A 24,564-nucleotide genomic window follows, 5' to 3' on the forward strand; every position below is an offset into this window, starting at 1 on the left:
GGATGGACACCACGGCGGCACCGGTGCCGACCGACGGCGACGCGACGGGCGGGGGACCGGCAGGCCTGGCCCCCGCCGTCGCCGAGCCGGCCCCGTTCGGCGTCGACCCGTCGCGGAGCGTGCGGCCCGCCGTCACGCAGGCGTCGGTCGAGCGGGTGTTCGCCGTGGTGATCGCCGGCGCCGCGATCGGCTTCGGTGCCGTGAACGTGCCGAACGTCGTCCGCCAGCTGCAGTACCTCGACCCCGTGTGGGGTCCGGTCGCGGCGGGCGTGATGGCGGCGTCGTTCCTGTTCGTCGGGGTGACCGCGTTCGTGCAGCGGTACGCCCAGGTCGCGCAGATCGTCTGCGCGCTGCTCTTCCTGGTCGTCCTCGTGACGTGGCCGCTCACGGTGCACACCGCGCTGCCGGCCTCCCAGCCGCCGTGGCCGTGGTGGTTCTGCACCGTCGCGTCGACCGCCGCGGCGATGGGCTTCGCACCGTGGCGTGCGACCGTCTACGTCGCGCTGGTCCCGGCCGTCTACGTCGCGATCCGGCTCACCCCGGTCGGTGGCGAGGCCGGCGCCGGCGCAGTGCTGGACGGCCTGTACACGGTCATCCTCAGCGGTGGCGTGCTCGTCATCGCGGTCCTGCTCCGCCGTGCGGCCACCGCGGTCGACGTCGCGCAGGCCACCGCGGTGCGCCGCTACTCGCTCGCCATCCGGGCGCACGCGACCGAGGTCGAACGCGTCCAGGTCGACGCGATCGTGCACGACAGCGTCCTCACGACGCTGCTGTCCGCCGCCCGGGCCGAGACGCCCGAGGCGCAGGCGCTCGCCGCCCGGATGGCCCGGAACGCCGTCGACCACCTCGACGCCGCGGCCGCCGACGTGCCGGGCGACGCACCGCCGGTCTCGTCGACCGAGCTCCGCGCGCGCATCGTCGACGCGGTCGCCGGGCTCGCCGCGCCCGTCGCGGTGCGTGCAGCACCCGTCGGTGGCCTGCGGATGCCCGCGACCGTGGCCGATGCGCTCGCCTCCGCCGCGGTCCAGGCCGCCGTCAACAGCGTGCAGCACGCCGGTGGTCCCGAGGTCGACCGCTGGGTGCGCGTCGAGCAGCGGGGATCGGCCGTGCACGTCGAGGTCGGCGACGACGGCGCGGGCTTCGACCCGTCTGCCGTCCCGGCTGCCCGGCTCGGGGTCCGGCGGTCGATCGTCGAACGCGTCGTGATGGCCGGCGGCACCGCCACCGTGGAGAGCGCCCCCGGCGCGGGCACCAGGATCCGCCTGTCGTGGACGGCGACGGGAGGTCGACCGTGAGGATCTCGGTCCCGGCCGGCATCGCCATCGGTCTCGCGTCGCTGTTCTCCGTGTACCACCTGGTGCTCGCCACGGTCTCCCTGCCGCGCGTCGCCGACGCCGGTCCGGTGGTGGCCTGCATGGTCCTGTACGCCGCGGCCACCGGGGTCGCGCTGTTCCTGCCCGGCCGGGTGCTGCCGGTGTGGGCCGCGTGCTTCGCGCTCGCCACCGCGCTCGTGATCCCCGTGATCGAGGCACCGGTCATCGACCTCGCGCGGGACCACGAGCACACCACCTGGTGGGTCGCGGCGGTCGGCACGCTCATGGTCGTGCTCGTCGTCCGTGGGCGGCGCGCGTTCGCCTGGGTCGGCGTGGGGTTCCTCACGCTGTTCTCGGTCGGGTGGGCGGGCCTCCCGGCGCTCCAGTCGCTCGGTGTGGCGGGCAGCGTCGCCTGGGTCGTGATCGCCAGCGGGTTCGCCATCGCGATGGAGCGGGCGGTCCGGGTCACCCGGGACTTCGTGCTCGCCGAGCAGGAGACCGCCGACTGGCAGGCCGCCCAGGACGCGCACGTGTTCGAACGGCAGTTCCGCCTGAGCCAGACCACGCGGATGGCGCTGCCGATGCTCGAGCGGATCATGGCGACCGGCGGGGACCTCTCCGACGACGAGCGCGCGGAGTGCCTGCACCTGGAGCAGGCGATCCGCGACGAGATCCGCGGCCGGTCCCTGCTCTCCGACGACGTCCGCGACGAGGTGATGCGCCTCCGTCGGCGTGGGGCGACCGTGCAGCTGCACGACGACGGCGGTCTCGACGACCTGGAGATCGACGACCTGCGCCGCGTGCACGCCCGACTGGCCGACGCGCTCCGGCAGGCCCGCGAGGCCGACAACGTGATCGTCCGCACGGTGCCCGAGGGCGCGGACGCGGCCGTGACCGTGGTGGGGCTGCGGCTCGACACCGCGGCGAGCGAGTCCGCGGCGCTCGGTGCCGGGCACGACGACGGGGACGGCGACGAGGACGACTCGGTCGTGGTGTGGCTCGAGATCCCGCGTCACGCCTCGGTCTGAGCGCCGGGGGAAAGGGGGAACGGGCCGGACCCCGAGGGGACCGGCCCGTTCGCGACCCGGGCCTGAGCGGCAACCCGAATACCGCCCTGGCCCGTAGCTGGCCGGTGACGTCGTACCCTAGTCAGCCACCGACCAACGATGTTCTTCAACGAAGGACACCGAACACGTACGACTATGCCGTGGCCGTCGACACGTGTCAGTCGTCATTATGGGGGACAATCTGCGGCGTTCCGCGCGTTCCGCGCGATCCGCGTTCTCCGTGCCCCCCGTTCGAGGGCAGACCGACCCCTGAGTGCATCCTGCAACGGCACCGGAACGGGTCGCTGTGCCGCCCGGAGCGGGGTACATCGCCGCGCGTGACGGTGGACGCCACGAGACCCCCGCCGGTCGACGACGGGGGTCTCGTGGGTGTGGGTCGGGTGACGTCCGGCACCGGGTGCGGACCGTCGGCGGGCCCGGACCGACGACGGTGGCGCGGATCGCGACGGGTCGGATCGCGTCAGCGTGTCGCGCGCTGCCAGGCGCCGGGGCCGTGGTCGAGCGGGCGGCGCAGCCCGCGGGCCGAGACCTCCCACCCGGAGCGCGGGGAGACGGCGACCTCGGCGGCACCGAGCGCGGCGGCCTCGTCGGCCTGACGCTGCAGGACCGTGACGACCGCGGCGAGTTCCTCGGGCGAGGGCTCCCCGGCGACGACCCGCACGTCGGCGACCGACACGGGCTCCTCGGGCACCGGCGGGACGACCGCTGCGTGGCGGCCCATCAGCGCACGTCCCCGGTGTGTGCGACCCGGCTCACAGCGGGATGTTCCCGTGCTTCTTCGGCGGCAGCGAGGCACGCTTGCCGCGGAGCGCCCGCAGCGCCTTGATGACGGCGACGCGCGTCGCGTGCGGCTGGATGATGCCGTCCAGCTCGCCGCGCTCCGCCGCGAGGTACGGCGAGGCCACGTTGTACGTGTACTCGTTGGCCAGGCGGGCCCGCACGGCGGCGACGTCCTCGCCGGCCTCCTCGGCCCGCTTGATCTCGGCCCGGTACAGGATGTTCACCGCGCCCTGGCCGCCCATGACGGCGATCTCGGCGGTCGGCCACGCCAGGTTGATGTCGGCGCCGAGCTGCTTCGAGCCCATCACGATGTACGCGCCGCCGTAGGCCTTGCGGGTGATGACCGTGACGAGCGGCACGGTGGCCTCGGCGTAGGCGTACAGGAGCTTGGCGCCGCGGCGGATGACACCGGTCCACTCCTGGTCGGTGCCGGGCAGGTAGCCCGGCACGTCGACGAGCGTCAGGATCGGGATGCCGAACGCGTCGCAGAACCGGACGAAGCGCGCGGCCTTCTCGCCGGCGTCGATGTTCAGGGTGCCGGCCATCGCCTGCGGCTGGTTCGCGATGATGCCGACCGTGCGGCCCTCGACCCGGCCGAAGCCGATCAGGATGTTCGGCGCGAACAGCGGCTGGACCTCGAGGAAGTCGCCGTCGTCGACGAGGTGCTCGATGATCGCCGTGACGTCGTACGGCTGGTTCGTCGAGTCCGGGATGACCGTGTCGAGCTCGTGGTCGGCGTCGGTGGTCTCGAGCTCGGGGACGACGTCGTACGCCGGGGCGTCGGACAGGTTGTTGTCCGGCAGGAACCCGATGAGCGACCGCGCGTAGTCGAGCGCGTCGGTCTCGTCCTCGGCCAGGTAGTGCGCGACGCCCGAGACCGCGTTGTGGGTCTGCGCGCCGCCGAGCTCCTCGAAGCCCACGTCCTCGCCCGTGACGGTCTTGATGACGTCCGGGCCGGTGACGAACATGTGGCTCGTCTTGTCGACCATGATCACGAAGTCGGTGAGCGCGGGGGAGTACACGGCGCCACCGGCGGCCGGGCCCATCACGATCGAGATCTGCGGGATGACGCCCGACGCCTGGGTGTTCAGGCGGAAGATCTCGCCGTACTTGCCGAGCGCGACGACGCCCTCCTGGATACGGGCGCCGCCGGAGTCGAGGATGCCGATGATCGGCACGCCGGTCTTCAGTGCGTGCTGCATCACCTTGACGATCTTCTCGCCGGCGACCTCGCCGAGGGAGCCGCCGAACACCGTGAAGTCCTGCGCGTAGACCGCGACGTTGCGGCCGTGGATCGTGCCGACGCCGGTGACGACCGCGTCGCCGTACGGGCGCTTGGCGTCCATGCCGAACGACGTGGTGCGGTGGCGGACGAACTCGTCGAACTCGACGAACGAGTTGTCGTCGAGGAGCTGCTCGATGCGCTCCCGGGCGGTGCCCTTGCCCTTCGCGTGCTGCTTCGCGATGGCGGCCTCGCCCGCGGCGGTGACGGCCTCGTGGTAGCGGTCGCGCAGGTCCGCGAGGCGACCGGCCGTGGTCGAGAGGTCGGGGGTGTCTCCTGTGGTCACCCGCTCACCCTACCGGCGGCCACGACGGCGCCGGTTGGAGGACCCCCACGGTTCCTGCCCGTAGATTTGCGTGCATGTCCACACCCGAGCAGCCGACCCTCCCGCTTGCCCGGAGCGTGGTCGCGGCCGCCGGCGGGACCTTCGACGCCCCGGCGCGCACCGGCTCGACCAACGCCGACCTGCTCGCGGTCGCCGTCGACCGGCCGCACGGCAGCGTGGTCGTGACCCTCGACCAGACCGCGGGCCGTGGCCGCCTGGACCGCACGTGGTCCGCTCCGGCCGGCCAGACCCTCGCGCTCAGCCTGCTCGTGCGCGCCGACCTCGACGACCGCGACCGCGGCTGGTTGCCGCTCGTCGCCGGGCTCGCGATGCGCGACGCGGTGACCGCGGTCCTGCCGGACGCGGACGACGTGCGCCGCGCCTCCCGGCCGACCGGTGACCAGGAGACGGCGGGCCGGACGCCGGAGCCGCGCGTGCTCGTGAAGTGGCCGAACGACGTGCTCGTCGACGGCCGCAAGGTCTGCGGGATCCTCTGCCAGGTCGCCGCGGACGGCAGCGTCGTCGTCGGCGCGGGCGTCAACCTGACGATCCCCGCGGACGCGCTGCCGACGCCGACCGCGACATCGCTGACGGTCGCGGGCGCGACCGGCGGGGCGGCCGACCTGGCCGACGCGGTCGCGTCCGGCTTCCACACGGCCGTCCTGGAGGCGGTGGCCGCCCTGGTCGCGGGTGGTGCGGCCGCCGACGGGGTGCGGTCGCGGGTCCGTGGTGCGTGCGGCACGATCGGCCGCCGCGTCCGTCTGGAGCTGCCCGACGGCAGCGTCACCGAGGCGGACGCCACGGGCGTCGACGACGACGGCCGCATCACGATCCGGGATCGGGACGGCGCGGAGAGGGGCGTCGCGGTGGGGGACCTCACCCACCTGCGGTATGCATGACGGCATGACCGCCGAGCCGCCGCCCGAACGCGTCGTCGCCCGGCTCCGGCCGCACGCGCGGCGGCTCGTCCGTCCGGCGGTGTTCGTCGTGCTCGTCGCCGCGGCCGGTGGGTTCGGCTTCGGGGTGTTCCGCGCGCAGCTGGCGTGGGTGAACGTCGTGGTCGCGGCGGTGACGCTGCTGCTGGTCGTGCTCGGCGGGCTCGTGCCGCTGTTCCGCTGGATGTCGGAGCGGTACGTCGTCACCACGCGGCGGCTCGTCGTCGTGCACGGCCTCGGGACCCGCACGCGCCGGGAGCTCCTGCACTCGCGGGGCTACGACGTGACCGTCCGGCGTCGAGGCATGCAGGGGGTGTGGCGGTCCGGGGACGTCCTCGTCTTCCCCGGCGACGAACCGCCCGTGGTGCTCGGCGACGTCCCGCACGCCGACCTCGTGGTCGCCGTGCTGCACGACCTGGTCGAGGGGTACGAGGCCCGGCGGCGGCACCGGGAGCCCGACTGGGACGAGATCGTCGGCGGGTACTGAGGCGAGCGGGCCTCGACTTCGGCGCGTTCCGCCAGGTTCGCGACCCCGCGGTCCGGTACCGTCGTCCCGTGCGCATCTCCGTCATCGGCTGCGGGTACCTCGGTGCCGTGCACGCCGCCTCCATGGCCAAGCTCGGACACGAGGTCGTCGGGCTCGACGTCGACCCGGACAAGATCGGACGGCTCGCAGCGGGTGACGCCCCGTTCTTCGAGCCCGGACTGCCCGAGACCCTCGCCGAGGCCCTGGCCTCCGGCCGGATCGAGTTCACGACCGACCCGTCCCGCGTCGCGGGCGCCCGGGTGCACTTCCTGGCGGTGGGGACCCCGCAGGGGCCGAGCGGTGCCGCGGACCTCACCTACGTCGACGCTGCCGTGACCGGGCTCCTGCCGCACCTCGCGCCGGGCGACCTGGTCGTCGGCAAGTCCACGGTGCCCGTCGGGACCGCCGCGCGGCTCGCCGAGCGCGTCCGTGCGGTGCAGCCCGAGGCGACGCTCGTCTGGAACCCGGAGTTCCTCCGCGAGGGCTTCGCGGTCCAGGACACGATCACGCCGGACCGCTTCGTGTACGGCGTGCCCGCCGGCGAGGCCGGGCCGCGCGCGGTCGCGGTGCTCGACGAGGTGTACGCCCGGGCGCTCGCCGCCGGCATCCCGCGGCTCGTGGTCGACCTGCCGACCAGCGAGCTCGTGAAGATCAGCGCCAACGCCTTCCTCGCGACGAAGATCTCGTTCATCAACGCGATGGCCGAGATCGCCGAGGTCGCCGGGGCCGACGTGACGGCGCTCGCCGACGCGATCGGCCACGACGACCGGATCGGCCGGAAGTTCCTGAACGCCGGACTCGGGTTCGGCGGGGGCTGCCTGCCGAAGGACATCCGCGCGTTCCAGGCCCGTGCCGACGAGCTCGGCGTGGGGCAGTCGCTCGCCTTCCTGGGCGAGGTCGACGCGATCAACCTGCGGCGTCGCGCGCACGTCGTGACCCTCGCTGAGGAGCTGCTCGGCGGCTCGGTCGCGGGCCGTCGGATCGCGGTGCTCGGGCTCGCGTTCAAGCCGAACTCCGACGACGTCCGGGACTCGCCGGCGCTCGACATCGCGGCGCGGCTCGTCGAGCTCGGTGCGACCGTCGCGGCCCACGACCCGGCCGCGATCGGCACCGCGCGCCGCCTGCGTCCGGAGCTCGAGTACGCCGACCGCGCCGAGGACGCACTGGCCGGCGCGGACGCCGTGCTGGTGCTGACCGAGTGGGCGGCGTACCGGTCGCTCGACCCGCAGGCCGTCGCCGGGCTCGCTGCCGGGCGCATCGTCCTGGACGGGCGGAACTGCCTGGACCGGGACGCCTGGACGGCGGCGGGCTTCACCTACCGCGGCATGGGGCGCTGAGCGCGGTCGGACGCCGTGGTGCTCGGTCCCGTCCGTGCCGCCCGGGTCCGCCCCGGGCCCGGCGCCGGTGCCCGCCGTGGAGCCGCTCAGCCGACGGTCGCGGTGTCGGTCGTCCCGTCGACGCTGACCGTGCTGGTGGCCGAGCCGTCGGCCACGGTCGCGGTCCACACCGGTGCGGCCGTCGACCCGCCGAGCACCAGGGAGCGCAGCTCGCTGCCCGGCACGGCGGCCTCGGCAGCTGCCGCCGCGGGCCCGGCACCGGTCTGCACCGCTGCCGCGAGTGCGACGGTCGAGGCCTGCGCCGCGGCGTCGACCTGCTTCGGGAACGGACCGGACGTCACGCGGTCGAGGACCGCCGAGACGACCGACTGCGTCTGCGAGCCGTCCGGCCCGACGACGACGACCGTCCAGGAGTCACCCGATCCGGCGATCGAGACGACCGTCCCACCGCCGGCGGCCGCGACGCCCTGCGCCGCGACCTTCGAGAAGTCGATCTCGTCCGGGTGCTCGACGCCGCTGCCGTTCCCGGTGCCGCTCGTCGCGGTCGCGTCGGGCCCGGTGGCGTCGGTGGCCGAGCCGTCCGGTGACTGACCGGCGCTCCGGCTCGGGGCCGGGTCCCCGCCCTCGGTGCAGGCCGCGAGCCCGAGGCTCAGTGCGAGTCCGAGCCCGAGGGCGGCGACGATCGGGACAGTGCGGACCGGGACACGGCGGGATCGGCTCATGCCCCGATCCTCGCAGCGTCGGCGCGGACGCACCACGCGCGGTGCCGGAGGGTCGACGGACGGAACACGATCGTGACCTGGCGGGGTCGTCGGCTCAGCTGCCGGACACGACCTCGTCGCGCGGTGCGGCCACCTCGTCGCGGGTCTGGACGTCGCGCTCGGGGTGGTACACCCACACCTTGTAGAGCCAGAAGCGGAAGGCGGTGCCGAGACCGAGGCCGATCACGTTGCCGGAGATGTTGTCGGCGAGGGCCGACGTGAACCCGAGGGCGTAGTGCGAGATCGCGAGGCAGCCGAGGGAGATGGCCATGCCGCCGAGCGACACCACGACGAACTCCACGCCCTCGCGGGTCGCGACCGACCGTCGCTGGTCGCGGAACGTCCAGTAGCGGTTGCCCATCCAGTTCACGAAGATCGCGACGACGGTCGAGATCACCTTCGCCCAGAAGGGTCCCGAGTGCACCTCGTCCGGGTTGAGCACCGTGGCACGCAGCAGGTTGAAGATGCCGAAGTCGACGACGAAGCCGACAGCGCCGACGATGCCGAAGCGTGCGAGCTGGGCAATGAGTCGCCGCAAGGTCTCTCCAAGATCCGTAGAGTTGTCGCAGACCGTGCAGGGTACGGCCTGTCCGGGTCTGCCGGTCGGTCCGCGCCCGACCGGGCGTGGACAACAGCTGCCCAGTATAGACAATCCGCTGTCACCGGACGGTGGGACGACGGAAGGAACACACAGCATGGCGTTGCGGGTCGGGGTCATCGGTGGAGGTCAGCTGGCACGGATGATGGTGCCGGCCGCCGTGGAGCTGGGCATCGACATCCGGGTGCTCGCCGAGGGGCCGGGCATGTCGGCGGCCATCGCGGCGACCGCCGAGGGCGACTACCACGACGCCGAGACCGTGCTCGCCTTCGCGCGGGACGTCGACGTCGTGACCTTCGACCACGAGCACGTGCCGCAGGACGTGCTGCGTCGGCTCGAGGAAGCGGGCGTCGCGGTCCGGCCCGGACCGGCACCGCTCGCGGTCGCACAGGACAAGATCGTGATGCGCCGTCGCCTCAGCGACCTCGGGATCGCCGTGCCGGACTGGGCAGCGGTGCACGACGCCGAGGAGCTCGGCCGGTTCCTGGCCGACCACGGGGGTCGTGCCGTGGTGAAGACCCCGCGCGGGGGCTACGACGGCAAGGGCGTCCGGGTCGTCTCGGACCCCGCCGACGTCGCCGACTGGTTCGTCGCGGTCGCGGAGGCCGCCGGTGACCAGGCCCTGCTCGTCGAGGAGCTCGTGCCCTTCACCCGGGAACTCGCGCAGTCCGTCGCCCGTCGCCCGTCCGGCGAGGTCGTCGCCTGGCCGCTCGTCGAGACCGTGCAGCGTGACGGCGTCTGTGCCGAGGTGCTCGCCCCGGCCCCGGACAGCGCCGGGCGACTCGCGGACGTCGCCGAGGAGACCGCGGTGCGGATCGCGACCGAGCTCGGCGTCACCGGCGTCCTCGCCGTGGAGCTGTTCCAGACCGCAGACGACCGTCTGCTGGTCAACGAGCTGGCGATGCGTCCGCACAACACCGGGCACTGGACGATCGACGGCGCGACGACGAGCCAGTTCGAGCAGCACCTGCGGGCCGTGCTCGACCTGCCGCTCGGCGCGACGGGAGCCCATGCTCCGGCCGCCGTGATGATCAACGTGCTCGGGGGGCCCGGCGACGGCGACCTCGCGGCGCGCTACCCGGCCGCACTGACCGCCTTCCCGGAGGCGAAGTACCACTTCTACGGCAAGGCGCCGAGGCCCGGCCGCAAGATCGGTCACGTGACGGTGCTCGGTGACGACCTCGAGGATGTCGTCTACCGGGCGCGCTCGGCCGCCGCGCACTTCGACGACTGAGCCGGCCGGGGCGCTCGGCTAGGCTCGTGCCGTGACCGGAAGCGCAGCCGCCCCCCTCGTCTCGATCATCATGGGTTCCGACTCGGACTGGCCCACCATGCGGGCCGCCGCGGACACCCTCGACCAGCTCGGCATCCCGTTCGAGGCGGACGTCGTCTCGGCACACCGGACCCCCGACAAGATGGTCCGGTTCGCCCGGGCCGCCGCCGGCCGGGGGATCCGCGTCGTGATCGCCGGGGCCGGGGGTGCCGCACACCTGCCCGGCATGGTGGCCTCGATGACGACCCTGCCCGTGATCGGCGTGCCGGTGCAGCTGGCACGCCTCGACGGCCTCGACTCGCTGCTGTCGATCGTGCAGATGCCGGCCGGGATCCCGGTCGCCACGGTCGCGATCAACGGGGCTGCGAACGCCGGGCTGCTGGCGGCGCGCATCATCGGGTCGTCAGACCCCGCCGTCGCGGAGCGCCTCGCCGAACACGCTGCGGAACTCGAGCAGCTCGTCGAGGAGAAGGCCGCTCGCCTGCGCGACGCGCTCTGATCGCTGCCCGCGCCGGTTGCTGCTCGGCAGCGACACGAGCGCACACCGGGTGACCGCCCACCGGGCGCAGGCCGCACGGCGGGGCCGCCCCGCGCCTCCCGGCCGGGACCCGGTGACCACCGGACGGACCGTCCGCCGTAGGGGCGACCACCAGACGGACCGTCCGCCGCAGGGGCGGCCACCAGACGGAGCACCCGCCGCAGCGACCGCGCCGATCCGTCCGCGCGCCGAGCGGTCGGCGCGCCTACAGGTCCGCGTGCAGCTGCCAGGTCGCGACGGCGCTGTCCCGCCAGTCGTACATGCGCGCCCGGTCCGGCCCGGCGATCGCCATCCGGTCCGCGAGCACCCGGTCGCTGACGACCTGGTAGACCGCCTGCGCGAGCCGCTCCGGGTAGGAGTCCCGCGGGTCCCGCTCGACGGTGACGCCCGCGTCCGCGGCGACCTCGCGCACCGCGGGGTCGTCCGAGTGCACGACCGGGGTGCCGAAGTGCATCGCCTCGATGACCGGCAGGCCGAACCCCTCGGCGAGGCTCGGGAACACGAACACCGTTGCCCGGTCGTAGGCGACGGCGAGGTCGGCGTCCGACAGCCGGCCGAGCACGAGCAGGCGCTCGCGGGGGAGCCCTGCCGCCTCGGCGAGCCCGTACACGTCGACGTCGCCCCAGCCGTCCGGCCCGGCGATGACGAGCGGCACGTCCGAGGGTGCGTCCGGGTGGGCCATGGCGGTGATCAGGTGCCGGAGGCCCTTGCGCGGTTCGAGCGTCCCGACCGCGAGCACGTAGCGCTCCGGCAGCCCGAGGCGCTCGGCGCGCACGTCGGCGTCGACGGGCACCTGCAGTCGCGGGCTCGGGGCGCCGCCGATCACCCGGAGGCGGTCGTCGAAGCGCCGGATCTCGTTGAGGGCTGCGGCGACCGCGTGGGTCGGCACGACGACGGCGTCGGCGTGCTTCCACGCACGGTGCACCATCGCCTTGTGGAAGTGCACGCCGCGGGGCGTGAGCGTCTCGGGGTGCGTCCACGGCACCGTGTCGTGCACCGTGACGACGACCTGTCGGCCGGGCTCGGCCACGCGGTCGTGCCGGACGAGGGGAGCGAGCACGCTCGGCGCGTGCACCAGGCCCTGCGCGGCGGAGCCGACGATCCCGGCCTGCCACGCCAGCGAGAGCTCGCGGCGGGGGAGCGCGAGCCGCTGCAGCTCGGTCAGCCCGGGGAGCAGCGTCGTGATGCGCTCGAGGTCGGCCGGCGAGCACGCGGACACGATGCCCTCGACCTCGCAGCCGGACGGTGCGGTGGCGATGAGCTGCCGGGTGAGTTCCTCCGCGTAGCGGCCGATCCCGCCGGGGACCGGGGCGATCACCTGGTCCACGATCATGCGGAGGGTCGTCATTCGGGTGGTTCCTTCCGGGGCGGACCGACCGGCGGCGCGGCCCGTCGGGCCCCGACACTACCAGGGGCGGTCTGGAGGCTCGGGGCCGGGTCGCGGGGGCGCACCCGGCCCGTCGCGCGGCGACGGGCCGGGTACGGGTCGGTCAACGGCTGAGCGCGCCGGCCTGGACGGCCGCGGTCAGTGCCTCGCGCCAGTCGCGCATCGGTGCCATGCCCGCGCGCGCCCAGCCCTCGTGCCCGAGGACGCTGTACGCGGGCCGGGCGGCGGGACGCACGAAGGCGCCGCTGTCGGTCGGCAGCACGCGCTCCGGGTCGAGACCGTTCTCGGCGAAGATCGCCCGGGTGAAGTCGAACCAGGACGCCTGGCCCGCGTTCGTGCCGTGGTAGATCCCGGCGGGAGCGTCCGAGCGGGCGAGCTCGACGATCCGGGCCGCGAGGTCGCCGGTCCACGTCGGCTGCCCGACCTGGTCGGTCACGACGCTGACGGTCTCGTGCGAGGCGGCGAGCCGGAGCATCGTCGCGGCGAAGTTCGGCCCGTGCGCGCCGTAGATCCACGCGGTCCGCACGACGTACGACGAGTCCGGTGCGATCTCGCGCACCAGGCGCTCGCCGTCGGCCTTGGTACGGCCGTAGGCGTTGATCGGGTCGGTCGGCGCGTCCTCGGCGTAGGGCGCGGTGCCGTGGCCGTCGAAGACGTAGTCGGTCGACACGGTGATCAGTCGCGCACCGTGTCGTACCGCCGCACGGGCGAGCAGCTCGGGCCCGGTGGCGTTGACCGCGTGCGCGTCGTCCTCGTGCGTCTCGGCGTCGTCCACCTTGGTGTACGCGGCCGAGTTGATGACGACGTCGTGCCCGGCGACGGCCGCGTCGACCGCGTCCGCGTCGGTGACGTCCAGGTCGGCCCGGCCGAGGGCCGTCACCGACTCACCCGCGAGGGCGTGCTGCAGGTCCTGGCCGAGCATGCCGCTCGCGCCGGTGATGAGGTACCGCGTCATGGTGTCGGTCCGACTCACGCGAGCGCGGCCCGCTCCTTCAGCGGCTCCCACCACGAACGGTTGTCGCGGTACCACTGCACGACGTCCGCGAGGCCCTGCTCGAAGGGCACCTGCGGCTCGTAGCCGAGCTCGGCCTGGATCTTCGAGATGTCGACCGAGTAGCGGAGGTCGTGGCCGAGGCGGTCCTGGACGCGGTCGACGTACGACCAGTCCTTGCCGGTGGCGTCGAGGAGCAGCTGGGTGAGCTCCTTGTTCGTCAGCTCGGTGCCGCCGCCGATGTTGTAGATCTCGCCGGCGCGACCGCGGGTGAGCACCATCGCGATGCCACGCGTGTGGTCGTCGACGTGCAGCCAGTCGCGGATGTTGTCGCCCTCGCCGTAGAGCGGCACGTGGCGGTCGTCGATCAGGTTCGTCACGAAGAGCGGGATGACCTTCTCGGGGAAGTGGTACGGCCCGTAGTTGTTCGAGCAGCGCGTGATCGAGAGGTTCAGCCCGTGGGTGCGGTGGTAGCTCCGCGCGAGCAGGTCGCTGCCGGCCTTCGACGCCGAGTACGGCGAGTTCGGCTCGAGCGGGCGCTCCTCGTCCCACGAGCCCTCGCTGATCGAGCCGTAGACCTCGTCGGTGGAGACGTGCACGAAGCGCTCGGTGCCGTGGCGCAGCGCCGCGTCCAGCAGGCGCTGGGTGCCGACGACGTTCGTCTCGACGAAGATGCCGGAGTCGCGGACCGAGCGGTCGACGTGCGACTCGGCGGCGAAGTGCACGATCGCGTCGACGGTCGGGACGACCTCGTCGAGCTTCGCGGCGTCGCGGATGTCGCCCTGCACGAAGGAGTAGCGCGGCGAGTCGGCCACCGGTGCCAGGTTCTCGAGGTTGCCCGAGTAGGTCAGGGCGTCGTAGACGACGACCTCGGCCCCTTCGAGGCCGGCGTAGGCGTCCTCGAGGGTTCTGCGGACGAAGTTCGAGCCGATGAAGCCGGCCCCTCCGGTGACGAGGATCTTCACGCGCTTGTTCCTAACAGTGATCGGTTCGACGGTCGGCGGGCAGTCTAGCGGGAGCGTGTCCGCACCGACGGCCGGTTGCTAGGGTGTCCGGGTGCAGATCCGCGAACTGAAGATCCAAGGCGCGTGGGAGTTCACCCCCGTCCAGCACGGCGACGCACGGGGGGCCTTCCTCGAGGCGTACCGTGCCGACGTGCTGGAGGACACCGTGGGACACCCGCTCGACCTCCGCCAGGTGAACATGTCGATCTCGGCGCGCGGGGTCGCGCGCGGGATCCACTACGCGCTCGTCGCGCCGAGCCAGGCGAAGTACGTCACGGCCGTCCGCGGGGCGTTCATCGACTACATCGTCGACATCCGGGTCGGCTCGCCGACGTTCGGCCAGTGGGACTCCGTGCGCATCGACGACGTCGACCGCCGGGCGGTGTACCTGTCCGAGGGCCTCGGTCACGCGATCGTCGCCCTCGAGGACCAGTCCACGGTCAACTACCTCGTCAGCGCCCACTACGACCCGCAGCGCGAGAAGGGGATCAGCATCCTCGACCCGACCGTCGGTCTCGAGCTCCCGAGCGGCATCGGCGAGCCCGTCCTGTCCGAGAAGGACACGAGCGCACCGACGCTCGAGCAGGCCGCCGAGCAGGGCCTGCTGCCGACGTACGAGGAGTGCGTCGCGTACACCGAGTCCCTCCGGACGAAGCAGTAAAGGGGTCCCCGTGAAGGGCATCATCCTCGCCGGGGGTTCCGGCACGCGTCTCTGGCCGATCACGAAGGGCATCAGCAAGCAGCTGATGCCGATCTACGACAAGCCGATGATCTACTACCCCCTGTCGACGCTCATGATGGCGGGCATCCGCGAGGTCCTGGTCATCACGACGCCGGAGTACAACGAGCAGTTCCGCGCCCTGCTCGGCGACGGCTCGCACCTCGGCATGACGATCGAGTTCGCCGTCCAGCCCTCGCCCGACGGTCTCGCGCAGGCGTTCGTCATCGGCGAGGAGTTCATCGGCGACGACAGCGTCGCGCTCGTCCTCGGCGACAACATCTTCCACGGCACGGGCCTCGGCACGAACCTGCGGAAGAACACCGAGGTGGCCGGCGCCACGATCTTCGCGTACCAGGTCGCCGACCCGACCGCGTACGGCGTGGTCGAGTTCGACGACGAGTTCCGCGCGCTGTCCATCGAGGAGAAGCCGGAGCAGCCGAAGTCCGACTACGCGGTGCCCGGTCTGTACTTCTACGACAACCGCGTCGTCGAGATCGCGAAGACGATCGAGCCGAGCGCGCGCGGCGAGCTCGAGATCTCGACGGTCAACGAGCGCTACCTCGAGGACGGCTCCCTGAGCGTGCAGGTCCTGGACCGTGGCACGGCGTGGCTGGACACCGGCACGTTCGAGTCGATGATGCAGGCGTCCGAGTACGTCAAGGTCATCGAGGACCGCCAGGGCAGCAAGATCGGCTGCATCGAGGAGATCGCCTGGCGCAACGGCTGGATCGACGACGACGCGCTCGCGCAGATCGCCGCGCCGCTGGTCAAGAGCGGGTACGGCGTGTACCTGCGTCGACTCCTCGGCCGCTGACCGCGACCGTCCGACAGGACACCTGACACGGGACGCCCCGGCCTCGACGAGGCCGGGGCGTCCTGCACGTGCCGGAGGCGTCGGGACGGGGTCAGCGCTGCCCGCGGGTGACCCAGCGCGCGCGTGCGGTGAGCCCGACGCGGAGCACGAGCCGCAGGGGCGCGAGCCACCACGCGTCGTACCGACGGGACAGGAAGCGGTAGGCGCTCCTGTGGTGCTCGCGCTCCATCCGCTTCACGTTGCGGGCCGTCGAGTGCGCGCCGCTGTGCGTGACGACGGCGCTCGGGACGTACCGGTTCGCCCAGCCGGCCTCGGTGACGCGGGCGCCGAGGTCGACGTCCTCGAAGTACATGAAGTAGCCCTCGTCGAACCCGCCGAGCGCCGCGAAGCGGTCCCGCCGGACGAGCAGGCACGCCCCGGAGAGCCACCCGGCGTCGCGCTCGCGGTCGGTGTCACGTTCGGCCTTGTACCGCACCGACCACGGGTTGCCCGGCCACATCCGTCCGAACGCGGCGTGCCCGATCCCGGTCCGGATCGACGGCAGGTTCCGCGCCGACGGGTACACCTCGCCGTCGGCGTCGATGATGCGCGGGCCGAAGACGGCGCCGTCCGGGGTCCGGGTCGCCGCCTCGACGAGTGTTCCGATCGCACCGGGGGTGACCTCGACGTCCGGGTTGGACACGAGCACGTACTCGACGTCGGCGCCGAGCGTCGCCACGCCCGCCGCGACACCGCCGCCGTAGCCGCGGTTGTCGGGCAGGTCGACGAACCGGGCACCGTGGCGCTCGGCGACGGCCCGCTCGGCGGCCTGCTCCGACGAGGCGTTGTCGACCACGACCACGTCGACGTCGGCGTACCCGTCGGACGCGCGCACGCTCGCGAGGAAGCCGTCGAGGGCGTCGGTCGAGTCGTACGCGACGGTGACGACGGCGACGCGGCTCATCGCGCGCTCCGGAAGGCGTCGAGGTGGGCGCGCGCGGTCGCGGCCCAGGTGAACCCGGCGGCGCGGGTGACCGCTGCCGTGCCGAGTGCGTCGCGGCGGTCGGGGTCGGCGAGGAGCGAGCGGAGCGCCTCGGCGATCGCTGCCGCGTCGGGTTCGGTGTACGCGACCGCGTCGCCGCCGACCTCGGGCAGTGCGGTGCGGTCGGTGGTCAGCACGCACGCGCCCGTCGCCATCGCCTCGAGCACGGGCAGCCCGAAGCCCTCGGCGGAGCTCGGGTAGGCCACGACCGTGGCGCCGCCGAGCAGACCGGGCAGGGTCTCGACGGGCAGGTAGCCGACCTCGTGCACGCCGTCCTGCGGCCCCACGGCGTCGAGGGCGGCGGCCGCGACCGGGTCCCACCCGCGCTGTCCCGCGACGACGAGGTCGGGCGTGCCCGGGTGGTCGCGACGGAGCCGGCGGTGGGCCTCGACGAGCGGGCCGACGTTCTTGCGCGGTTCGATCGTCCCCAGGAACGCGATCCACCCGCGCCCGCGGTCGAGGCCGACCTCGGCTGCCGCGGCCGCGACGTCGGCGTCGCTCGGCTCGTGGAAGACCCGGCGGTCGACGCCGTGGTGTGCCACCGCGAGCTCGGCCCGCACCGGTCGGACGTGGGCGCGGAGGGCGTCGGCGGTCGCGGCGCTCGGCACGAGGCAGACGCGGCGACGAGCGAGTGCGGCGCGGGTCCAGGCGCGGAAGAACCAGCGCTTGACCGGCACGTGCGCGCCCGGGTCGGTGAAGAAGGTCGCGTCGTGCAGCGTGACGACCGTGCGGTGCGCCAGGAGCGGGAACGTGTAGTGGGGGGAGTGCAGCACCCGGGCGCCGGCGCGCAGGCGGAGCAGGGGGAGTCCGAACTGCTCCCAGACGAAGCGCAGCGGTCGCGAACGGATCCAGTCCGGGGCCACGGTGATGCGCGCCGACGGGGCGATCGCCCGGAAGTGCTCGACGTGTCCGCGGCGCAGGACGAGCGCGAACGGCGCACCGAGTTCGTGCAGGCCGGCGACGAGCCCCTCGAGGTAGCGCCCCACGCCCCCGAGACGTTCCGGCACCGCCGTCCCGTCGATCAGCAGCGGAACGGTCATGGAGCTGTACGGTTCCTCTCGGCTGGCAGGGCAGCGTCAAGCATAACGGACCCCGCCAGCCGCTACGCTCGCTCAGGTGACCACAACCCGTGTCCCTGCTCGCGCGCGCGTGCTCCTCATCGTGGGCGAGCCGATCTCCGAGCGCCTCGCCGGCCCGGCGATCCGCGCGTGGGAGATCGCCCGCGCGCTCACCGCCCGCAACCACCACGTGACCATCGCGTCCTCACGGTCCGTCTCGCGCGAGGGCGAGGGCTTCCGCGTCGTCGAGTTCCGCGGCGACAACGCCGAGGCGCTGGTCGACGAGTCCGACGTCGTCGTCTTCCAGGGCGGCTTCTACGCCTCGATGCCCTGGTTGGCGGTGCGCCCGCAGATCCAGGTGATGGACCTCTACGACCCGTTCCACCTGGAGTTCCTCGGGCGCCAGCACGGCTTCGACCGCGACGAGGAGACCCGCGTCGTGAGCGAGCTGACGAAGGAGCTCAACGCGCAGCTCTCCCGGGCCGACCTGGTGCTCTGCGCCAACGACCGACAGCGGGACCTCTGGATCGGCCAGCTGGCCGCGCTCGGTCGGGTGCGCCCGGTGAACGGTCGCGCCGGCGCGGCGGCGGGTGACGGCAGCGGGAGCATCGACGACCTCGTGCGCATCGCCCCGTTCGGGGTCACCGACCAGCCCTTCGAACCGACGACGGGTGTCCTGCGCGGTGTCGTCGACGGGATCGGCACCGACGACTTCGTCCTCGTCTGGGGCGGCGGCATCTACGACTGGTTCGACCCGCTGACCCTCATCCGCGCGGTCGACGTCGCACGGCACGAGGTCCCCGAGCTGCGGCTGTTCTTCATGGCGAAGGTGCACCCGAACGCCTGGCTCGACGGACACGCGGTCCCGGACCAGGCGGTCAGCCTGGCCCGCGAGCTCGGGATCCTCGGGACGCACGTGGTGTTCAACGAGGAGTGGGTGCCCTACGACGAGCGCGCCGGCTACCTCGCCGAGGCCGACGTGGGGGTCACCACGCACCCCGCGGGGCTCGAGACCCGCTTCAGCTTCCGCACCCGCAACCTCGACTACCTGTGGGCCGGCCTGCCGATCATCACGAGCGAGGGCGACGTGTTCGCCGACCTCGTCGAGCAGCACGGCAACGGGATCACCGTGCCGGTCGGCGACGTGGACGCCCTGGCCGCGGCGATCGTCCGGGCTGCCCGCGACGCACCGGCCCGCGAGGCGTGGGCGGCTGCGTCCCGCGACCTCGCGACCGCGATGACCTGGGAGCGCGTGCTCGGCCCGCTGCTCGACTTCATGGACGCGCCCGAGCGCAGCCAGGTGCCGATCTGGAACATGGTCGAGGACCCGCCGCCGCTACCGGCACGCACCCGTCTGGACGACGTGCGGACCTTCGCACGGCTGCTGCGGCAGGGCGGGCCGCGCCTGGTCGCGGAACGGGTCCGGGACCGCGTGCGCCGCGAGGCGCTGCGGCTCAGCTCCAAGCGCTGACCGCGCCGCGCTGCGCGCGGACTGCGTCGCGTCCGGGACGACGACGGGCCGGACGCGACCAGCGGAGGCGGGGCGCGCCTCCCGACCGGGTCAGCCGTCGAGTCGGGGACGCGGCGCGGTGGCGGTCCGGTCGATGGTGCGTCGGGCGCGGAGCGCGGCCGGGAGGCGCGTCACGGCCTGGGCGATTCCGTGCCGCTCGGCGCGCCCACGGTCGCGTGCGCGCGGGTCGCGGGCCGCGCTGTCGAGGGCGGTGCGGACGACCGTCCGCGCCACGGCGCGGGCGACGACGCCCCACGGGGCGTTCTTGACCGCCACGACCACGCGGTTCCGCGTGTTGGCGGTGACGAACCCCGCCGACCCGGTCCCGAGCGAGGACGCGTGCCGGTGCACCGCGACCGCGTCGCCGACGAACCGGACGCCGTGCCCGAGACGGCGCAGTCGCCAGCTGAGGTCGGTGTCCTCGTAGTACATGAAGAGCGACTCGTCGAACCCGCCGGCCTGGCGGAACGCCGGCATCGCGATCGCACAGGCGCCGCCGCAGAAGCCGAACACCTCCGGGTCGGCGTCGGCGGGGTGCGGGACGAGCCAGTCCCGGTCGCCGCCGTTGCCGGACCGGTCGACGACGTTGCCGGTCGAGTTGGTGCGGACCGGTTCGCCGGGCTCGGCGCGCAGGAGGATCCTGGCCGTCGTGGCGCCGGTGACGCTGCCGTCGAGGACCGGGGCGGTCAGGGCCCGGAGGAAGCCGGGCCGCGCGACCGCGTCGTTGTTGAGCAGCACGAGCACGTCGGCGGTCGAGGCACCCGCGGCGAGGTCGACACCCGCGCCGAAGCCGCCGTTGACGGGGCTCTCCAGGACGCGCACCCCGGGCAGGGCGCTCCGCAGCCGCTCGACCGAGCCGTCGCCGGACGCGTTGTCGACGACCGTGACGACGGCGTCGACCTCCGCGAGCTGGGGGAGGAGCGACTCGACGCACTCGATCGTCAGGTCCGCGCGTCGCCAGTTGACGACGACGACCTCGACCGCAGGCGCCACCGGCGTCAGAACTGGATCGCGGCTGCGGCGCCGATCGGACCGTACGAGCTGCTGTTCGGGCGGACCGTGAAGGTCGCGCCCTCGGTGAGGCGGTGGATCTCCTGGCCGCCGCGGCCGAACAGCGCGCTGGTGACGCGGTACTCGCCGCCGCCGAGACGGACGTCGGAGAACGTGAAGCGCACCGTCCGGGAGCCCTGGAACGACGGTGTCGGCACCTTGAGCATGTCGGTGTGCGTGCCGACCACGACCTGCCCGAACGGGTTGTCGACGTGCACGCCGATGCCCCAGTCGTCGAGCTGCGTCTTCGCGTCGAGCTCGACGTCGATGGTGAGCGGACGGTCCGGGGCGACGACGACCTGGTCGGTGCTCCGGTCGTGCTCGCCGTCGACCACGATCGAACGCACCCGGGCGATGTCGAACGCGGGGGTCGCGGCCTGGGCCGGACGCTCGGCGTTGGCGGCGTCCGCGTCGATGGTGGTCTGGAACCCGGAGCGCAGCACGCTCACGGCGTCCGTCGGGTCGCCGTCGAACATGACGTTGCCCCGGGCGAGCACGAGCGCGCGGGAGCAGAGGTCGGTGATCTGGTTCAGCGTGTGCGTGACGAGCACGATCGTCCGGCCCTCGGCCTGGAACGACGCGATCTTGTCGAGGCACTTCTTCTGGAACGCCTCGTCGCCGACGGCGAGGACCTCGTCCACGAGGAGCAGGTCGGGGTCGACGTGCACCGCGACGGCGAACGCGAGCCGGACGTACATGCCGCTCGAGTAGAACTTCACCTGCGTGTCGATGAACTCCGCGATGCCCGAGAAGTCGACGATGTCGTCGAAGTAGCGGTCGGTCTGGGTGCGCGAGAGCCCGAGGATCGACGCGTTCAGGTAGACGTTCTCGCGGCCGGTCAGGTCGGCGTGGAAGCCCGCGCCGAGCTCGAGCAGCGCGGCCATCCGACCCCGGCGCACGACGGAGCCGCTCGTCGGCTGGATGATCCCGCCGATGGTCTTCAGCAGCGTCGACTTGCCCGAGCCGTTCGGCCCGATGAGCCCGACCGTCGAGCCGGAGTCGATCTCGAGGTCGACGTTGCGGAGGGCCCAGAAGTCCTCACGGAACGCGCTGTTCCGACCGGCGCTGAGGACGCGCTCCTTGAGGCTCTTCTCCTTGTGCAGCACGAACCGCTTGGAGACGTCCTGGACGCGGACGATGGGGGTGGCGGGGGACATCGATCAGAGCTCCTGGGCGAAGTTGCCCTGCAGGCGGGAGAAGACCCGCTGCGAGACGAACAGCAGCACGAGGCCGACGACGAGCGCGACGAGCATGCGGGTGGCGAGGTGGTCCGGCGTGGTGCCGTGGCTCGTCTCGCCCCACATCGCCTGCTGGAAGCCGATCACGGCGATGGTGACGGGGTTGTTGAGGTAGATCTCGGTGAGCCAGCCGGGCACGCGGTCGGCGACCTGCGTCCACGAGTAGACGATCGGCGAGCCCCACATGGCGAGCATGAGCACGACCTCGACGAGGTACTGGACGTCGCGGAGGTACACGTTCAGGGCGCCGAGCAGGAGCGCGAGCGCGACGGCGTACACGATCGTCAGGACGAGGGCACCCACGCCGTAGAGCAGGTCCCAGCCGAACGCCACGGTCTGCAGCGCGAGCGCCGCGACGAGCAGGATGGCGAACTGGATGAGGAAGTTGAACAGCGACGACCCGACCGAGGACAGCGTGAAGATCTCGCGCGGCAGGTAGACCTTCTTGACGAGCCCCGCGTTCACCACGATGGACGCGGTGCCGGCGCCGACGATCTCCTGGAAGACGGTGAAGATCGTCAGGCCGGAGAAGATGTAGATCGCGAAGTTGTCGATCGCCTTGGCGTTGCCGAGGAACGTCCCGAGCACCACGTAGTAGATGAACAGCTGCGTGAGCGGCCGGGCGAGGCTCCAGAGGAAGCCGAGCGACGAGTCCTTGTACCGGGCCTTCAGCTCGCGCTTCGTGAGCATGCCGAGCAGTTCGCGCTGGACCCAGATGTCGCGGACGGTGTTGGCGAACCCGACGAGTCCGCTGCCGTTCGCCCCGGCGTGCTGCCAGGGCTCGGTGGCGAGCCGCTCCGCACGTTCGTTGGCCACTGCGCTCGCGTCTGGCATGTGCTGCGGTCTCCTCACGGGGGCTTCGGTCACGCGGACGCGCAGACCGGCGGCGACCTGACGATCGCCGCGGAGATACTACGATAGACCGCCTGGAGCAGCGGTCCGACCCTCGCTCCTCGCGATCGGAAGGGGCGACATCATCAGGATCCGAACGTGGGCCGGGGCGAAGCGACGCCTGGGGCGGTACCGCATCAGCCTCGGACGGGCACTGCTCCGCGAGGCCGCCGCCGCCGAGACCGCGGCCCTGCCGTCCTACGACTTCGGCACCTGGGTGCAGCGACGCTCCGGCGGCCGCTTCGTCGGGTTCCCCGAGCACTGGCGCGACCTGGTCGCCGCGGCCGACCGCGAGCGCACCCCGGCGGAGCGCGACGCGCCCCCGCGCGTGGCGGTCGTGCTGCACGTGCACTACCCGGAACTGCTGCCCGGGCTCGTCGAGCGACTGCGGTCCGTGCCCGAGCCGTTCGACCTCGTGGTCACGGTGACCGAGGGCGTGGACGTCGCGGTCGACACGAGCGCGCTCGACCTGGTGCGCCGCGTCGTCGTCCTGCCGATCGAGAACCGCGGTCGCGACGTCCTGCCGCTCGTGTCCGTCGTGAACGCCGGGCTGCTCGACGGCTACGACGCCGTGCTCAAGGTGCACACGAAGCGATCGGCCTGGCGCGCCGACCACGAGTCGCTGCAGGGGAGCGGAGCCGACTGGCGCGACGAACTGCTCGACGCCGTGCTCGGCGACCGCGACCAGGTCGCGCGCGTGATCGAGGCGCTCCGGCACACCGACGCGGGCATGGTGACCTCGGGCGCGTCCATCGTCGGCGCCGAGCACTGGGGCGCCGACGAGCACGGCGTCCGGTCGCTGCTGCGACGCCTCGAGCTCGAGGACCTCGTCATCGACCTGCGGTTCCCGGCCGGCTCGGTGTACTGGACGAAGGGCTTCGTGCTCCGCGGCCTCCGTGCCCTGCGGATGGACCGCGACGACTTCCCGGACGAGCGCGGCGAGATCGACGGCACCACGGCGCACGCCGTCGAGCGGCTGCTCGGGGTGCTCACCGTGGAGAGCGGTCTGACCGTGTCGGCCGTCGACGACCTGCCCGCACGACGGCCCGAACCGGCGGTGCGCGCCGAGCTCGTGCCCTTCTACCTGCCGCAGTTCCACACCTTCCCGGAGAACGACGCGTGGTGGGGCGCCGGCTTCACCGAGTGGACGAACGTCACGCGCGCCGTCCCCGACTACCACGGGCACGCGCAGCCGATGCTGCCCGGCGCGCTCGGGTTCTACGACCTGCACCGCGACGAGGTCCGGGCCGCCCAGACCCGACTCGCGCGGGACGCCGGCATCGGGGCGTTCATGTACTACCACTACTGGTTCGCGGGCAAGCGCCTGATGGACATGCCGCTCGAGCGCCTCGCCGCGAGCGACACCGACCAGCGGTTCTGCGTGATGTGGGCGAACGAGGACTGGACCCGCACCTGGGACGGCCGGGGCGACAGCGTCCTGATCGCCCAGGACTACGACCAGGTCCCCGCAGAGGACTTCATCGACCACCTGCTCCCGCTGCTGGGCGACCCGCGCTGGTTCCGCATCCGCGGCGCCGCCGTGATCGCGGTGTACCGCCCGGCACACCTGCCGGACCACCGCGCGACCATCGCGGAGTGGCGTCGGCGTGCGGACGCGGCCGGCGTCGGACCGCTGCACGTGCTCGGCGTGGACGTCGGCGCGGTGTTCGACGGGCTCGACGCCGACGGCATCGAGGACTCCGGGCTCGACGGCCTGATGGGCTTCCCGCCGCACAACCACGAGTGGCACTGGAAGGAGCAGGGGCAGCTCGGGGTCCGTCCGGACTTCGCGGGCCGCATCCTCAGCTACCGGGGCACGGCGGACGGGGCGATCTCGCGCCTGCGCCTCCCGGAGGGGTACGGCGCGGTGGCCCCCGGCGTGATGGTCGGGTTCGACAACACGGCCCGCCGGCAGCTCGCTCCCGACGTCTGGTACGGAGCGAACCCCTTCACCTTCCGACGCTGGCTGGCCGAGGCCGTCCGGTCCGCGGAGCGGGTGACCCCGGACGCGCCCGTGGTGTTCCTGAACGCCTGGAACGAGTGGGCCGAGGGCGCCGTGCTCGAGCCGACCGAGCGGTACGGGGCGACCTACCTGGACGCCGTCGCGTCGGTCGGCGCCCGATGAGCACCCCCTAGACTGCCGG

Annotated in this window: 23 protein-coding genes; 11 read left to right on the top strand and 12 right to left on the bottom strand. The window is 73.0% G+C overall.

Features of this window, described 5'->3' with window-relative positions; genetic code table 11:
- The first annotated feature begins 2 nt into the window (after positions 1-2).
- On the top strand, positions 3-1,295 hold the full coding sequence (locus BEP24_RS04220; protein WP_065960623.1) for an ATP-binding protein: 1,293 nt from the start codon (positions 3-5) through the stop codon (positions 1,293-1,295).
- The gene (locus BEP24_RS04225) at positions 1,292-2,341 is read left to right on the top strand and encodes a hypothetical protein (protein WP_065960701.1); all 1,050 of its coding nucleotides are present in this window, start codon (positions 1,292-1,294) and stop codon (positions 2,339-2,341) included. Before BEP24_RS04220 ends, BEP24_RS04225 begins: the two co-directional genes overlap by 4 nt.
- 499 nt (positions 2,342-2,840) lie before the next feature.
- On the opposite strand, the gene BEP24_RS04230 is transcribed toward BEP24_RS04225, so the two are convergent.
- Positions 2,841-3,101, bottom strand: a complete 261-nt coding sequence (locus BEP24_RS04230; protein ID WP_065960625.1) for an acyl-CoA carboxylase subunit epsilon — start codon at positions 3,099-3,101, stop codon at positions 2,841-2,843.
- 31 nt (positions 3,102-3,132) lie between these two features.
- Positions 3,133-4,728 carry an acyl-CoA carboxylase subunit beta gene (locus BEP24_RS04235; protein ID WP_065960629.1) on the bottom strand — a complete coding sequence of 532 codons (1,596 nt, stop codon included), beginning with the start codon at positions 4,726-4,728 and terminating at the stop codon, positions 3,133-3,135.
- A gap of 74 nt (positions 4,729-4,802) precedes the next feature.
- Between BEP24_RS04235 and BEP24_RS04240 the strand changes: the two genes are divergently transcribed.
- From BEP24_RS04240 to BEP24_RS04250, 3 genes are all read left to right on the top strand, one after another.
- Positions 4,803-5,666 (top strand): biotin--[acetyl-CoA-carboxylase] ligase, encoded by an 864-nt coding sequence (locus BEP24_RS04240; protein ID WP_065960631.1) that lies wholly within the window; start codon positions 4,803-4,805, stop codon positions 5,664-5,666.
- Between the two features lie 4 nt (positions 5,667-5,670).
- Complete coding sequence (locus BEP24_RS04245) at positions 5,671-6,189, top strand: PH domain-containing protein (protein WP_065960633.1); 519 nt, start codon at positions 5,671-5,673, stop codon at positions 6,187-6,189.
- 68 nt (positions 6,190-6,257) lie between these two features.
- Entirely contained in the window at positions 6,258-7,565 is a 1,308-nt protein-coding gene (locus BEP24_RS04250) for a UDP-glucose/GDP-mannose dehydrogenase family protein (protein ID WP_065960634.1), read from the top strand.
- A gap of 86 nt (positions 7,566-7,651) precedes the next feature.
- Here the strand turns inward: BEP24_RS04250 and BEP24_RS04255 are convergent, their stop codons facing one another.
- Positions 7,652-8,287 (bottom strand): hypothetical protein, encoded by a 636-nt coding sequence (locus BEP24_RS04255; RefSeq protein ID WP_065960635.1) that lies wholly within the window; start codon positions 8,285-8,287, stop codon positions 7,652-7,654.
- 94 nt (positions 8,288-8,381) lie between these two features.
- On the bottom strand, positions 8,382-8,864 hold the full coding sequence (locus tag BEP24_RS04260; RefSeq protein ID WP_065960636.1) for a GtrA family protein: 483 nt from the start codon (positions 8,862-8,864) through the stop codon (positions 8,382-8,384).
- A 157-nt stretch (positions 8,865-9,021) separates the two neighbouring features.
- Between BEP24_RS04260 and BEP24_RS04265 the strand changes: the two genes are divergently transcribed.
- Positions 9,022-10,158, top strand: a complete 1,137-nt coding sequence (locus tag BEP24_RS04265) for a 5-(carboxyamino)imidazole ribonucleotide synthase (RefSeq protein ID WP_065960638.1) — start codon at positions 9,022-9,024, stop codon at positions 10,156-10,158.
- Between the two features lie 70 nt (positions 10,159-10,228).
- Positions 10,229-10,696: a 5-(carboxyamino)imidazole ribonucleotide mutase gene (gene purE, locus BEP24_RS04270; protein ID WP_065960703.1), complete on the top strand. Its 468-nt coding sequence runs from the start codon at positions 10,229-10,231 to the stop codon at positions 10,694-10,696.
- A gap of 244 nt (positions 10,697-10,940) precedes the next feature.
- Here purE and BEP24_RS04275 read toward each other — a convergent pair whose 3' ends face one another.
- From BEP24_RS04275 to rfbB, 3 genes are all read right to left on the bottom strand, one after another.
- On the bottom strand, positions 10,941-12,083 hold the full coding sequence (locus tag BEP24_RS04275) for a glycosyltransferase family 1 protein (protein ID WP_065960641.1): 1,143 nt from the start codon (positions 12,081-12,083) through the stop codon (positions 10,941-10,943).
- Between the two features lie 142 nt (positions 12,084-12,225).
- On the bottom strand, positions 12,226-13,077 hold the full coding sequence (rfbD, locus tag BEP24_RS04280; protein ID WP_065960705.1) for a dTDP-4-dehydrorhamnose reductase: 852 nt from the start codon (positions 13,075-13,077) through the stop codon (positions 12,226-12,228).
- A 14-nt stretch (positions 13,078-13,091) separates the two neighbouring features.
- Positions 13,092-14,078: a dTDP-glucose 4,6-dehydratase gene (gene rfbB / locus BEP24_RS04285; RefSeq protein WP_065960644.1), complete on the bottom strand. Its 987-nt coding sequence runs from the start codon at positions 14,076-14,078 to the stop codon at positions 13,092-13,094.
- A 91-nt stretch (positions 14,079-14,169) separates the two neighbouring features.
- Here rfbB and rfbC point away from each other — a divergent pair, with 91 nt between their 5' ends.
- Both rfbC and rfbA read left to right on the top strand, forming a co-directional pair.
- Positions 14,170-14,778: a dTDP-4-dehydrorhamnose 3,5-epimerase gene (gene rfbC / locus BEP24_RS04290; protein WP_065960647.1), complete on the top strand. Its 609-nt coding sequence runs from the start codon at positions 14,170-14,172 to the stop codon at positions 14,776-14,778.
- Between the two features lie 10 nt (positions 14,779-14,788).
- A complete protein-coding gene (rfbA, locus tag BEP24_RS04295; protein WP_065960648.1) occupies positions 14,789-15,652 on the top strand; it encodes a glucose-1-phosphate thymidylyltransferase RfbA in 864 nt (287 codons plus the stop codon).
- 91 nt (positions 15,653-15,743) lie between these two features.
- Here rfbA and BEP24_RS04300 read toward each other — a convergent pair whose 3' ends face one another.
- The gene (locus BEP24_RS04300) at positions 15,744-16,595 is read right to left on the bottom strand and encodes a glycosyltransferase family 2 protein (protein WP_065960650.1); all 852 of its coding nucleotides are present in this window, start codon (positions 16,593-16,595) and stop codon (positions 15,744-15,746) included.
- A complete protein-coding gene (locus BEP24_RS04305; protein WP_065960652.1) occupies positions 16,592-17,713 on the bottom strand; it encodes a glycosyltransferase family 1 protein in 1,122 nt (373 codons plus the stop codon). The genes BEP24_RS04300 and BEP24_RS04305 overlap by 4 nt, the downstream gene beginning before the upstream one ends.
- A 76-nt stretch (positions 17,714-17,789) precedes the next feature.
- On the opposite strand from BEP24_RS04305, the gene BEP24_RS04310 reads away from it, so the two are divergent.
- On the top strand, positions 17,790-19,202 hold the full coding sequence (locus BEP24_RS04310; RefSeq protein WP_065960654.1) for a glycosyltransferase: 1,413 nt from the start codon (positions 17,790-17,792) through the stop codon (positions 19,200-19,202).
- Between the two features lie 90 nt (positions 19,203-19,292).
- On the opposite strand, the gene BEP24_RS04315 is transcribed toward BEP24_RS04310, so the two are convergent.
- From BEP24_RS04315 to BEP24_RS04325, 3 genes are read right to left on the bottom strand one after another with little or no spacing between them, the layout of a single operon-like run.
- Positions 19,293-20,234, bottom strand: a complete 942-nt coding sequence (locus BEP24_RS04315) for a glycosyltransferase family 2 protein (RefSeq protein ID WP_065960657.1) — start codon at positions 20,232-20,234, stop codon at positions 19,293-19,295.
- A gap of 5 nt (positions 20,235-20,239) precedes the next feature.
- On the bottom strand, positions 20,240-21,448 hold the full coding sequence (locus BEP24_RS04320; RefSeq protein ID WP_065960659.1) for an ABC transporter ATP-binding protein: 1,209 nt from the start codon (positions 21,446-21,448) through the stop codon (positions 20,240-20,242).
- 3 nt (positions 21,449-21,451) lie between these two features.
- Positions 21,452-22,363, bottom strand: a complete 912-nt coding sequence (locus BEP24_RS04325) for an ABC transporter permease (RefSeq protein ID WP_083230068.1) — start codon at positions 22,361-22,363, stop codon at positions 21,452-21,454.
- 274 nt (positions 22,364-22,637) lie between these two features.
- Here BEP24_RS04325 and BEP24_RS04330 point away from each other — a divergent pair, with 274 nt between their 5' ends.
- Positions 22,638-24,545 carry a glycoside hydrolase family 99-like domain-containing protein gene (locus BEP24_RS04330; RefSeq protein WP_253181563.1) on the top strand — a complete coding sequence of 636 codons (1,908 nt, stop codon included), beginning with the start codon at positions 22,638-22,640 and terminating at the stop codon, positions 24,543-24,545.
- Positions 24,546-24,564 lie beyond the last annotated feature (19 nt).

This window comes from Curtobacterium sp. UCD-KPL2560 (assembly GCF_001705035.1).
In the GTDB taxonomy this organism is placed as follows: Bacteria; Actinomycetota; Actinomycetes; order Actinomycetales; family Microbacteriaceae; genus Curtobacterium.